Origin of the sequence: Dyadobacter sp. 676 (assembly GCF_040448675.1) — a bacterium.
Taxonomy (GTDB): Bacteria; Bacteroidota; Bacteroidia; order Cytophagales; family Spirosomataceae; genus Dyadobacter.
The window spans coordinates 6824341-6836955 of record NZ_CP159289.1; the positions used below are offsets into that span (position 1 = coordinate 6824341).

At 54.1% G+C, this 12615-nt stretch carries 8 protein-coding genes and 1 pseudogene; 6 read left to right on the forward strand and 3 right to left on the reverse strand.

Features of this window, described 5'->3' with window-relative positions; all coding sequences use genetic code 11:
• Nucleotides 1-14: 14 nt before the first annotated feature.
• The 6 genes and pseudogenes from ABV298_RS29915 (at nt 15) to ABV298_RS29940 (ending at nt 8922) form a co-directional block, all read left to right on the forward strand.
• A pseudogene (locus ABV298_RS29915) lies at nt 15-3222 on the forward strand (efflux RND transporter permease subunit).
• Nucleotides 3212-4645: a TolC family protein gene (locus ABV298_RS29920; RefSeq protein WP_353719787.1), complete on the forward strand. Its 1434-nt coding sequence runs from the start codon at nt 3212-3214 to the stop codon at nt 4643-4645. The pseudogene ABV298_RS29915 and the gene ABV298_RS29920 overlap by 11 nt, the downstream one beginning before the upstream one ends.
• A gap of 144 nt (nt 4646-4789) precedes the next feature.
• Complete coding sequence (locus tag ABV298_RS29925) at nt 4790-5836, forward strand: glycosyl hydrolase family 28 protein (protein WP_353719788.1); 1047 nt, start codon at nt 4790-4792, stop codon at nt 5834-5836.
• Nucleotides 5769-6269 carry a hypothetical protein gene (locus ABV298_RS29930; RefSeq protein WP_353719789.1) on the forward strand — a complete coding sequence of 167 codons (501 nt, stop codon included), beginning with the start codon at nt 5769-5771 and terminating at the stop codon, nt 6267-6269. The genes ABV298_RS29925 and ABV298_RS29930 overlap by 68 nt, the downstream gene beginning before the upstream one ends.
• Nucleotides 6266-7105, forward strand: coding sequence for a ThuA domain-containing protein (locus ABV298_RS29935; protein ID WP_353719790.1), 840 nt, complete (start codon nt 6266-6268; stop codon nt 7103-7105). The genes ABV298_RS29930 and ABV298_RS29935 overlap by 4 nt, the downstream gene beginning before the upstream one ends.
• Nucleotides 7106-7425: 320 nt before the next feature.
• Nucleotides 7426-8922, forward strand: coding sequence for a choice-of-anchor I family protein (locus tag ABV298_RS29940; RefSeq protein ID WP_353719791.1), 1497 nt, complete (start codon nt 7426-7428; stop codon nt 8920-8922).
• A 54-nt stretch (nt 8923-8976) separates the two neighbouring features.
• On the opposite strand, the gene ABV298_RS29945 is transcribed toward ABV298_RS29940, so the two are convergent.
• Genes ABV298_RS29945 through ABV298_RS29955 form a run of 3 tightly spaced genes read right to left on the reverse strand, consistent with a single transcriptional unit; the run spans nt 8977 to nt 12608 of the window.
• Nucleotides 8977-9873, reverse strand: a complete 897-nt coding sequence (locus ABV298_RS29945) for a lysylphosphatidylglycerol synthase transmembrane domain-containing protein (RefSeq protein WP_353719792.1) — start codon at nt 9871-9873, stop codon at nt 8977-8979.
• Between the two features lie 3 nt (nt 9874-9876).
• Entirely contained in the window at nt 9877-11544 is a 1668-nt protein-coding gene (locus ABV298_RS29950) for a glycosyltransferase family 39 protein (RefSeq protein ID WP_353719793.1), read from the reverse strand.
• Nucleotides 11545-11552: 8 nt separating this feature from the next.
• Nucleotides 11553-12608 carry a glycosyltransferase family 2 protein gene (locus tag ABV298_RS29955; RefSeq protein ID WP_353719794.1) on the reverse strand — a complete coding sequence of 352 codons (1056 nt, stop codon included), beginning with the start codon at nt 12606-12608 and terminating at the stop codon, nt 11553-11555.
• Nucleotides 12609-12615: the final 7 nt, after the last annotated feature.

Sequence of the window (12615 nt, forward strand, 5' to 3'; positions counted from 1 at the left end):
CGAAAGCAAAAGATATGTTTAATCAATTCATACGACGACCTGTATTCGCGATTGTGATATCGGTCATGATAGTCTTTATCGGTATACTGGCTATCAAGAAACTGCCTATCTCGCAGTTCCCGGACATTGCTCCTACCACTGTTAACATTTTCATCGCCTACCCGGGGTCCAGTGCCGACGTGTTGGTGAAATCCACGCTCATCACGCTTGAACAGGCGATTAACGGTGTTCAGGATATGCGCTACATCGCTACCGACGCCACCAGTGCCGGTGAAGCGACGCTGAGGATCATCTTCGAGCCCGGTACCGACCCGAACGACGCGGTAATCCGGGTAAAAACCAGGGTTGACCAGGTAATGCCGCTCCTCCCCGAGCTCGTTCAGCGCGAAGGGGTTATTATCACGCCCATCCAGCCGAGTATGTTGATGTACGTCAACCTGTACTCGAAATCGAAAACCATCGACGAGAAATTCCTCTTCAACTACGCGACCGTCAAGATGATCCCCGAGATCCAGCGGACCAAAGGGGTGGCTCGCGCGCAGATCCTGGGTAGCCGCCGTTACGCGATGCGCGTATGGCTCAACCCCGACCGCATGCGTGCGTACAACATTTCCGTGGAAGAAGTGATGAAGTCGCTGGCCGAGCAAAGTATCATCGGTCGTCCCGGCCGGATCGGGCAAAGCTCGGGTATCGCCGCGCAGTCTTTGGAATATGTACTGACCTACAAAGGACGGTACAGCGAGCCGAAAGAATACGAGGACATTATCATCCGCGCCAACAAGGAAGGTGAAAGCATCCATTTGAGGGATATCGCGAAAGTGGAGCTGGGAAGCGAATTCTTCGATATTTACTCCAACCTCGACGGCAGTCCTTCGGCTGCGATCGTTTTGCGCCAGAACTACGGCAGTAACGCGAGCGACGTGATCGAGGAAGTGAAGAAAAAGCTCGAGGTCATGAAAGCCTCCTTTCCTCCCGGTATCGACTACAAGATCAGCTACGACGTTTCGCAGTTCCTCGACGCGTCTATCGAGCAGGTGATCGACACCCTGCGCGATGCGTTCATCCTCGTGGCATTGGTGGTGTTTCTTTTCCTCGGCGACTGGCGCTCGACCCTCATCCCGATCCTCGCGGTTCCGGTGTCATTGGTCGGGGCGTTCTTTGTGATACAGGGCTTCGGGCTATCCATTAACCTGATTACCCTTTTTGCGTTGGTACTTGCCATCGGTATTGTGGTCGATGATGCGATTGTGGTGGTGGAGGCGGTCCATGCCAAGTTTGAGGAAGAGCCGGGCATATCGCCTTACAATGCGGTGAAAAAGGTATTGGCCGAAATCAGCGGCGCTATCATCGCGATCACCGCCGTAATGGTGTCCGTATTCGTACCGATCTCCTTCATGTCGGGACCCGTGGGTACATTCTACCGCCAGTTCTCGATTACCATGGCGAGCTCCATCGTTATTTCCGCGCTGATCGCCTTGACGCTCACGCCTGTATTATGTGCGATGCTCTTGAAGAGCCACCACGGCCATCCGAGAAAGAAATCCATCATGGACAAGGGAATCGACGCGTTCAACCGGGGTTTCGAGAAGCTTACCGGCCGCTATGTAGCATTGCTGAACAGGATCGTGGCACGCCGTCTGGTGACGTTCCTCGTCCTCGGTCTGTTCTGTTTCGGTATCTACTGGGCCAACTCGATCGTACCCGCAGGTTTTATCCCTAACGAAGACCAGAGTACCATTTACGCGATCATCCAGACACCTCCGGGATCTACGCTGGAAAAAACCAATGAGGTATCGCGTCGTTTGCAAAAGATTTGCGAAGAAGTGGAGGGTATCGAATCGGTATCGTCGCTGGCGGGTTACGAGATTATGACAGAAGGCCGCGGTTCCAACGCGGGTACCTGTCTGATCAACCTGAAACCATGGCACGAACGCAAGCAGAATGTGAAGGAGATTATGGAAGAGCTCGAACATGCTTCCAAAGGCCTCGGCGCGACGGTCGAATTCTTCGAACCGCCGGCCATCCCGGGCTTTGGTACATCGGGCGGTTTCTCGATGCGTCTGCTCGATAAAAACACGGATACCGATTACCAGGAATTCGACAAGATCAACAAGGAATTCCTCGAAAACCTGGGTAAACGCAAAGAGCTGACCGGCTTGTTCACCTTCTTCGCGGCCAACTATCCGCAGTACGAGCTGGAAATCGACAACAAGCTGGCGATGCAGAAAGGCGTATCCATCGGAAAAGCGATGGACAACCTCAACATCATGATCGGTAGTACTTACGAACAGGGTTTCATCAAGTTCAACCAGTTCTTTAAAGTATACGTGCAATCCGATCCGCAATTCAGAAGGCTTCCTTCCGACCTTTTAAAGCTGTTTGTGAAAAACGAAGCGGGCGAGATGGTGCCTTACTCTTCCTTCATGAAGCTGAAAAAAGGTCAGGGACCTAACGAGATCACGCGTTTCAACCTCTATAACTCGGCGGCGATCCAAGGGCTCCCTGCCAAAGGCTACACCACGGCGGAAGCCATCGCGGCGATCCGCGAAGTGGCTGCCAAAACGCTTCCGAAAGGTTACGATATCGCATTCGAAGGTCTTTCCTACGACGAATCGATCCGTGGAAACGAGTCGGTGGTGGTATTCGCGATCGTATTGGCATTCGTGTACCTGGTGCTCGCGGCTCAGTACGAAAGCTTCATCATTCCGCTCGCGGTGGTGTTCTCGCTGCCTGTGGGGGTTTTCGGATCTTTCCTCATGCTGAAACTGATGGGCCTCGAAAACAACATCTATGCGCAGATCGGTCTGATCATGCTCGTGGGTCTGCTCGGTAAGAACGCCGTATTGATCGTAGAATTTGCGGTGCAGAAACGTACCGAGGGGGGCTACGATCCTCGCGGCGGCGATCGAAGGCGCGCGGGTGCGCTTCCGTCCGATCCTGATGACCTCGTTTGCATTCGTGGCCGGTCTGATCCCTCTGATCATCGCTACCGGCGCCGGTGCGATCGGTAACCGTACGATCGGTTCCTCCGCCATGGGTGGTATGTTGTTCGGTACCGTCTTCGGGGTCATCATCATTCCCGGATTGTACTACATATTCGCCAAACTGGCCGATGGCAGAAAACTGATCAGAGACGAAGAAGACAGCTCGCTGTCCGAAGGATTCGTTCACGCCATCGATGCTTTCCCAACTTCAGAAGATAAAGACGAACATGCGAAATAAGAGAATATTGAATTGGGCCGGCATCGCGTTCATCGGGCTGACCTACTCGGCCTGTAACATCCCGACGCTGCCCCAGAAAACGGAAAACCGGTCGGTACCTGTGAGCTTCAACGGCTCGCAGGATTCCACCAACACCGGAAAGGTAAGCTGGAAGTCCTTCTTCACCGATCCGTACCTGAATGCGCTGATCGACACCGCGTTCAAAAACAACCAGGAGTTGAACATTACCATGCAGGAAATCGCGATCTCGCAAAACGAGATCGGTGCCCGCAAAGGGGAATACCTGCCATTCGTAGGCCTGCGCGGCGGCGCGGGTGTCGAAAAGGCGGCCCGCTACACCAATATCGGCGCCAGCGAGGCTACTACCGACATCAAGCCCGGTAAAGAAACGCCGGACCCGCTTCCGGATGTAAACATTCAGGCGGTAGCCCGCTGGGAAGTCGATATCTGGCATAAGCTGCGCAACGCGAAAAAGGCAGCGGCAACGCGGTATTTGTCATCCATCGAGGGCAAGAACTTCATGATGACCAACCTGGCAGCCGAAATCGCCAACTCGTATTACGAGCTGCTGGCGCTCGACACGCAACTGGCCATTATCCGCCAGAATATCGACATCCAGAATAACGCGTTAAAGATCGTGAGAATGGAGAAAGAAGCGACGCGTGTTACCGAGCTGGCCGTACGCCGCTTCGAAGCGCAGGTTTTGAAGACGCAAAACATGCAATACAGCATCCAGCAGCGTATCGTCGAAACCGAGAACCGGATCAACTTCCTCGTAGGGCGCTATCCGCAGCCGGTGCAGCGCAACAGTCAGGGGTTCGAAAACCTTGTTCCAAACATAGTCCAGGCGGGTATCCCCTCGCAGTTGCTTTCCAACCGTCCGGATATCAAACAGGCGGAGCTCGATCTGCAAGCCGCGAAAATCGATGTGAATGTGGCAAGAGCTAATTTCTATCCCTCGCTTGGTTTGTCGGCCAGCCTGGGCTTCCAGGCATTCAGCCCGATTTACCTGGCGCGTGTGCCTGAATCGATCATGGGGTCACTGACCGGCGACCTGGCCGGTCCGGTGATCAACCGTTATGCGATCCGCGCGGGTTATGCTAATGCGAATGCACGGCAGATCCAGGCCATTTACAACTATGAGCGTACGGTCCTGAATGCCTACATCGAGGTAGTAAACCAGCTTTCGAATATCAGCAACCTGGAAAAAAGCTACGACTTGAAAACGAAAGAAGTGGAAGCACTGAACCAGTCGACCGCGATCTCGAACCGGTTGTTCGCCTCGGCACGTGCCGACTATATGGAAGTATTGCTCACCCAGCGCGACGCTCTGGAGTCGAAATTTGAACTGATCGAAACCAAAATGCGCCAGATGAACGCCATGGTGAATATTTACCGGGCACTCGGAGGCGGCTGGAATTGACTTTAACTTAGGATGTGGTTTTTTTGCAAAGATTCCTCCGGTTGCGGGGGAATCTTTCTTTTTTACAGGTAATTCTACCACAAAATCAACTTATTACGGGGATTTGAGTTAAGTAACCGTTCTTACCTGCCTAATCCTTTTTTTATGAGCCTGAAAAATTACCTGACCTTTGCCCTGCTCGCCATCGCCTGCCCGCAACTGCAAGCGAAAGATTACCGGACTTCGCTTTTCGGCATCCATTCCGACGGCGTTACCCTCAATACCCGGTCCATTCAATACGCCATCGATTTCATTTCGCAGAATGGCGGCGGCAGGCTGGTTTTCAATGTAGGCCGATACCTTACCGGTTCCATACATCTGAAATCCAACGTGACCCTGCACCTCGAAGAAGGTGCCGTGCTGCTCGGCTCGCTGAATCCCTGGGATTACGATAAAAAGGTGTGGACCGCCATTGTTTTCGCGCACGACCAGCAGAATATCGGTATTACCGGCCAGGGCATTATCGACGGCCGGGGCCGGTACATCGCCCGGAATATCGTGGATATGATCCATAAAGGGCTGATTAAGGACCTTTTCCGCCAGGACCGCCCCGAAGCTGAAACCCGCCCCGTGCTCGCATACATCCGCAATTGCGAAAACGTGAATATCAGAGGCGTGACCATGCAGAACTCGTCGAGCTGGGTGCAGATTTACGACCAATGCAAAAATGTGGCTATCGACAGCATTACCGTCGACAGCAAAGCCTACTGGAACAACGACGGCATCGACATCGTCGATTGCGACGGGGTGACCGTCACCAATTCCTACATCGATTCGGACGACGACGGTATTTGCCTCAAATCGCATGACGCGTCCAAGGTTTGCCGCAATGTACTGGTCAGGAACTGTACGATCCGTTCCAGTGCCAATGGCATCAAGTTCGGCACCGCTTCTTACGGCGGTTTTAGTAATATCAAAATTTATAATGTAAAAATCTTCGACACCTACCGCTCGGCTGTGACGCTGGCTGCCGTAGACGGCGGTTTTGTTGAAAACGTAATCGTGGATAGCTTAAAGGCCTATAATACCGGCAATGCGATCTTTTTTGCGCATTGGGGAAAGGGTAAAAGGGAAGAAAGGGAGAATGGAAAATGTGAGCATTTCCAATATGTATGTGGAGGTACCTGCTACCAAGCCCGATGCCGGTTATGAATACGAAGGGCCCATCGAAGACATGCCCCGCAACATTTCACCGTCGTCGATCGTCGGAATGCCCGATGCGCTCATTACCAATGTGACTTTGAAAAACATCGAAATCAAACACCCGGGCGGCGGCAATCCGATGTATGCGAAAGTCGGCCTCGACGAACTGGATAAAGTGCCGGAAAAACCGACGTTCTACCCCGAGTTTTCGATGTTCGACGAGCTTCCCGCGTGGGGCCTGTACATGCGCCACGCGAAGGATATCAAAATCAGCAACCTCACATTGTCCTGCGAAAAGAAGGATTACCGCATCGCCATCGTGACCGACGACGTCCAAGGCTCCACGCTGGAAGGCGTCAGAATTACGCAATCCGGCAGCGCGCAGCCTAATGCCAAAAACTATCTGCACGCCTATAAATCGACCGTTACCGTTAAAAAATGAAGCCAGTTTTCCGGGGTACGCTTTTCAAAATAATATCCATCGCGGCGATCGTGGTTGCTGGTGCGGCTGGTTTCGCGCTGCATGCGATGCGCCGGCTACCCTGGCAAAAACCGGTGTTCGAAACCGCCGTTCCCGCAAATTGCAAAGCCACCGCACCAAATGCCATTCTGGTTTTTTCCAAAACGAACGGCTATCGCCACGCCTCCATCGAAGCAGGTGTGAAAGCCATTCGGGAAGAAGGCAAAAAACGCGGCTGGGAAGTAACGGCGACGGAAAATGGCGGCTATTTCAACGAAGCCTGCCTGCCATCCTATAAAGCTGTGGTGTTTCTATCCCCCACCGGCGATTTCCTTACCGAAGCGCAGCAGCAGGCATTCGAAAAGTACGTAGAAAACGGCGGCGGCTACGCGGGCATTCATTCCGCATCGGATTGCGAATACGAATGGGACTGGTACGGAACGCTGCTCGGTACACGCTTCCGAAGCCACACTTTTTTACCTTACCCCATTCCCAAAGCCGAAATTGTAACGGAACCCGGCTCGCACCCCGCGACCGACGGCCTGCCCGCACGATGGGCGAAGAAAGACGAATGGTACAACTTCCATGAAAGCGTACGCGGAAAACCCGGTTTTCAGGTGCTGCTAACCGTGGATGAAAGCACCTATCCCGCCTTCTGGCCCAAAGCAATGCGCGGCGACCATCCCGTTTCCTGGGCTCGTTCCGTGGGCCAGGGCAGGATGTTCTACACGGCAATGGGCCACACTGCATCCACATACAGCGATCCCGCTGCAATGAAACATATCATGGGTGGGATCGCCTGGGCGGCCGGCCTGTAAATATTCCTTCGGCTCCCCGGGCACCTTTGCAGTCGATGTTGTACCGGCTGCCTTCGATGCGCAGGAACGTGTATCCTTTTGGTGTATACCGCAGGCGAAGTAACCGACCTCTTCCAGGCTGTAAGGCTGCGGGCCACCAAAGATCAGGGCCGTGTAGCTATCCGCTTAATGTCAAGCGATGTTACCCGAATATGAACCAAACAAGCGATTTTTGAAGCAAAATCGTGCCTTTCGTTAACATTCCGTTAAGTTTCCCCAAGCCCCGTTCCATCATTTTGCCGGGTGAGTATTTTTAATCGTTAAACTACTTACGAACCAAAATGCAAAAGAGACCTTTACTTGCGCTGGCGCTCGCGGCGGCACTCCTGAATGGTTGTACCGACCATTTTCCTCAAAACCCCGTCCAGGAAGATCCTTCGGCTTTCAGGGAAGTGGCGGGCATCGACCTCGGTAACCTCGCCGCGGCCGAAATCTCGGCCTATGACCCAGTTTCGAAGCGCCTCTTCACCGTGAACAACGAAAAAGCGGCTATCGTGGACGTGCTCGACCTTTCTGCGTTTCCGAACATTACCAAATTACAGCCGATCGACGTATCGGCCCTCGGAGGCGTTGCCAACAGCGTGGCGGTTTCGGAACGGAAGCTGGCAATCGCCCTGGAAGCGGCCAACAAGCAGGCAAACGGCAGCGTAATCGTACTCGACGCGAGCACATTGGCAACGATCCGGCAAATTACCGTAGGCGCATTGCCGGATATGGTGACGTTCAGCCCGGATGGCCGCTTTATCGTTACCGCCAACGAGGGCGAACCGAATGCGGATTACAGCGTCGACCCCGAAGGATCGGTGTCCATTATCGATGTTTCAAACGGGTATGCCGTTAAAACCCTCGATTTCGCGGGGTTCGCAAATGCCTATGGCGACCTCGCCCCAAAAGGCTTCCGCATGTTCGGGCCGAAAGCGACCTTTGCACAGGACATCGAGCCCGAATATATAGCAATCTCAGACAATTCGCAGACGGCTTTCGTGACGTTGCAGGAAAATAACGGCATTGCGGAAATCGACCTTGTCAACGGTAAAATACTGAACCTTCACCCGCTCGGTACAAAGGACATGAGCTATATACTCAACAGTTTCGACGCCAGCGATAACGACAACAAGGTGGAGCTGAGAAACTGGCCGGTCAAATCGTTCTACCTGCCCGATGCGATCTCCTATTTCACTGTAAACGGTACCCCTTATGTGATCACGGCCGACGAAGGCGACGCCCGCGAATACAGCACGTTCGACGAGCAGAAACGCGTGAGTTCGCTCAAACTGAACCCTGCATATTTCCCCGACGGCGACGAACTTAAAAAGGCCGCCAATTTGGGTCGCCTGCGCGTAACAAGCACACGGGGCGACAATGAAAACGACGGAATATACGAAGAGCTTTACAGCCCCGGCGGACGCGGTTTCAGCATATTCCACGCGACCGACATGAAGCGCGTGTACGAGTCGGGCAACTCGCTTGAACAGGAAGCGATCAAAGCGGGCATTTACGACGACGGCCGTTCCGACGACAAAGGTGTGGAGCCGGAAGGCGTTACGGTCGGCCGGATAAACGGCAGGCATGTCGCATTCATTGCCATGGAACGTGCGGATGCGATCGGCGTTTACGACGTAAGCAACCCCGCCGCGCCGCAGTTTCTGCAAATCATCAAAACCGGCGACGCGCCCGAAGGCGTCCTGTTCATACCTTCGGATAAGAGCCCGAACGGCAAAAGCCTGCTGGTGACCAGCAATGAGGAAGACGGTACTGTAAAGTTTTATCAGCCATAGCGTCAGCGTCTCATTCCGAAAGGCCGTCCAGGGAATCCAGGGCGGCCTCTTACGCTACTTTAAAGCAATTTCCGCATCCTTCCCGGCCGGGTGGACGCCAGGGAGTGCGTCGGGCCGCTGGCCTATTACCAAGGCAGCTCCCGTAACCGCGGTGGTGGTCACGATTATATCGAACAAAACGCTGACCGTTACCGCTATCGGTTCCGAAACGGCCAGCAGCGCCGATCCCCGCAGGTACACCAGCTCCCGGACACCGATGCCGCCGATGCTCAGCGGGAACACCGTAGCGATCGACGAAGCCAGGAAAAGCAATGCATATTCTTCCAGATGGCAGTATCCGCCCAGCGAATAAAGCAGAAAACCCGTGCAGATAAGTTGAAAAGTCTGTGTACCGAAAGAAAGCAGCAATATCCTGCCCAGGACCGGAAGTATGCCCGGCAGCCATTTACGGGCGCTCCACCACAAAATCCATGCAGCCGGCAGCGCCAGGACGGGAATAGCCAGCACCATAATATTATCGTAAAAACGGACCATAGCGATCAAACCGGCAAGCGCGCCCAGCATCACAAACCCGATAATGCGGTCCCATAGCAGAATCCGCGTGAGCAGCAGCGTGCCATGCGCGGGGAAATGCTGTTTCAGCCGCAGCAGCTTGTAGGCATCACCACCCAGGCCGCCGGGCAGGAACATTCCGTAAAACATACTGACCCAATGCAAATGCATCCCACCATAATGCGACAGCCCTATTTCGTGTACGTGAAGAATGGTGGTAAGCCTTACCGAGGCCGTGACGCGCGACGCCAGGTAGGGAACAAATGCCAGCGCCAGCAGCCATTTATCGGCTTTACCCATGGCCTGCGAAACACTTTCAACATCGATCCGGTGAAAGACCCACCACAGGAGCGCCACCGTTACGGAAAATTTAAGCAGCCATTTCAGATATGTCATCATGTGTTAGTCCCTTTTCAGATACACAAGACCGATGTTCCTGCATGACTCCCGGCGTGTTTCGGGATTGATAAAACCGGCTCTTAGTTTGGTTGTATCGAAATCCAGGTAATGATAGGCTTCCCGCGCCTTCAATCCTCCCGCCTTCTGCAATGCGAAGATCTCGTCGATCGGCCCGACGACCCAGAAATCGTCCCGGGCTGTGAGGGACGCCGAATCGGCCTCGGCGTAAAAATACCCGGAATAGTAATTCAATGTCGGGCTTTCCCAGTTCATCACATAAATATTATTCTCATCCAGTCCCAGGTCGCTGATTTTCGCCGCGATATGCTGCCCGGCCTGATACCGCTGGATCTCGTAGTAAAAGTTGCCGTTCATCAGCACATTCACGAATATCGAGGCGCTGAGCGAGATGCCGATGAGCCGGTCGGGCCAGCCTCTAGTAACGCGCCATTCATAAACCACCAAATACAAGGCAGGTATCGCCAGCAAAACAATCGCATACGCTTTCACGGGAAACAAATACAGGTTGATAAAAAGCCCCAGCAGCAACACTACCACCGCTACGAACATCTGAACGCCGGTAAGTACCCGGCTTTCGCGGGTTCCGCTGCGGACTTTCCCGAGTTCTCCCGCAATGAGTATCGCGAAGAACGGAAAGAGAATGTTGAGGTAATGCGGAAGACGAAAATTGGACGAAGTGAGAATACAGAACATGATTACAATAGCCGCCCAGCTAAGTATTTCACCATCGTCTTCTTTGGAAAACCTCCTCCGCACCAGCTCGCCCGCCCTTCTGAAAACCGCCCAGTAGCCCAGCAAACACCACGGCAAAAGCGCCCACAACAACGAATGGAAGAACAGGAACGGGTCGTTACCGCCGGAACTCCCCCAGTTGACGCCCGCCAGTCGTTCGGTATTTTGATGAAAGAGAATGAAAGCGACTCCCGAAATGCGGGTCATACCGCGGATGACCTTTTCGGGATGAAGGTCGAATTGTAAATAATAACAATACAGAACCGGGCTTATAAACAGGAAAAACAATGGAATGCCCCAGGCCCATTTGAACGAAAAGAGGAACCGCCAGTTACGCGTGTAAAGCAGCTGGGAGCCGATGGCGATTACCGGCAGAGCTGCGCCCGACATCCCTTTCGTGGAAAATGAAAGCGCCAGCACGGCTGTTCCGGCGATCAGCCAGCGGGGTTTCAGGGTAACGGTGTACTCGTAAAGCAGCCAGGTCGCTGTAATGATGAACGAAAGCAGCAGGGCGTCCATCCGTACATCGTTGTGTGCCAGAATATAGGCCTGCGTCGAAACGAGGATCAGCACGGCGTGCTGCCCGGCCCGGGCGCTATATAGCCGGGATGCCAGCCGATAGGTGGCATAAATGCCCGGAATGGCCAGCAACAAACTCGGCAGCTTGTACGACAACGTGCCGATGCCCAGCAGGTAGTCGCCCAGCGCCGACAGCCAGAAAAGCATGTGCGGCTTATCCAGATAGTCGTGCCCGCGGTCGATCAGGCTCACGTAGTCGCCCGTGAGGTGCATGTGCATGCCTATGAGTGCGTGGTGGGCGCTGTCGTTATCGAAGAGCGGGAGCAGAAGCCCGAGGATGTAAATCGCGAGAATAAGGCCGGCGTACAGGTACCGGATGTAAAGGGGTCGTGTTTGCATAAAAAGTACTAGGATCTGACAGGTTCGCCGGCGGTGCGCCCGGAAGTGAGCGAATGGCCGTTACGGACAGCCGTGCCACCGATAATTTCGCGGATGATATAAGGCGTCTTGCCCGCGCCCTCGTAGTAGCTGCGCATCAGCATTTCGGCGATCAGCCCCATCAATATCACCATCACACCCGCCAGTACCAGCGACAGGCCGGCTAAGGTGCCTGTTGTTCCCGAAAAAAGAAAAAACAACTGCCATACGAGCAGCAGCATGCCCAGGCCGAAGAATGTGCCGCCCAACGCACCAAAAAAGTGCATCGGCTTCCGCATCCATCTTTGCATGTAAACCATCAGCAGCAGGTCGCCCAGCACGCGCGTTGTACGGCCGAGGCCGTATTTCGACTTGCCGAAACGGCGTTTATGGTGCCGTACCGGCACTTCGGTCATACGGGCGCCGGTTATATTGCCCAGCACGGGAATGAACCGGTGAAGTTCTCCGTATAAGCCCAGCCGTTCGGCACTTTCCCTTTTGAAGATTTTAAGCGTGCAACCGTAGTCCCGCAAATGTACGCCGGTCAGATTGCGGATTATGGCATTGGCTACCCTGCTCGGCAGTTTCCTCAGCAGCCAGCCGTCGAGGCGATTGGCGCGGTAGCCGGCCACAATATCCCACTGGCCGTTCCGTGCCTGATCGAGCATGCCGGGAATGTCATCGGGGTCGTTCTGAAGATCGCCGTCGATGGTAGCGATATACTCGCCGGACGAATGGGCGATCCCCGCGGCCATCGCGTTCGTCTGGCCGAAGTTACGGGTCATCCGCACGACTTTCAGGCGCTCGTCGGACGCCTGCCTGAGCATTCCGACAGTGTCGTCGCCCGAGCCGTCGTCCACGGCAACCACCTCGTAGTTCAATCCGGACAGGGCCTTCCGTACCGCTTGCAGCATAGGAACGACATTGTCCTGTTCATTAAAAAGCGGTATAACCACGGAGAGCAGAATGCCGGACTTTCCGGCGGCGTTTGCTTCTATTTCGGGAAACAAATCATAAGAGGCATGCAAATCGAAAAATCCTTCCATTACGCGT

Coding starts and splice junctions, on each gene's coding strand:
- ABV298_RS29920 (WP_353719787.1), top strand. CDS start 3,212: ATGCGAAATAAGAGAATATTGAATTGGGCCGGCATCGCGTTCATCGGG.
- ABV298_RS29925 (WP_353719788.1), top strand. CDS start 4,790: ATGAGCCTGAAAAATTACCTGACCTTTGCCCTGCTCGCCATCGCCTGC.
- ABV298_RS29930 (WP_353719789.1), top strand. CDS start 5,769: ATGGAAAATGTGAGCATTTCCAATATGTATGTGGAGGTACCTGCTACC.
- ABV298_RS29935 (WP_353719790.1), top strand. CDS start 6,266: ATGAAGCCAGTTTTCCGGGGTACGCTTTTCAAAATAATATCCATCGCG.
- ABV298_RS29940 (WP_353719791.1), top strand. CDS start 7,426: ATGCAAAAGAGACCTTTACTTGCGCTGGCGCTCGCGGCGGCACTCCTG.
- ABV298_RS29945 (WP_353719792.1), bottom strand. CDS start 9,873: ATGATGACATATCTGAAATGGCTGCTTAAATTTTCCGTAACGGTGGCG.
- ABV298_RS29950 (WP_353719793.1), bottom strand. CDS start 11,544: ATGCAAACACGACCCCTTTACATCCGGTACCTGTACGCCGGCCTTATT.
- ABV298_RS29955 (WP_353719794.1), bottom strand. CDS start 12,608: ATGGAAGGATTTTTCGATTTGCATGCCTCTTATGATTTGTTTCCCGAA.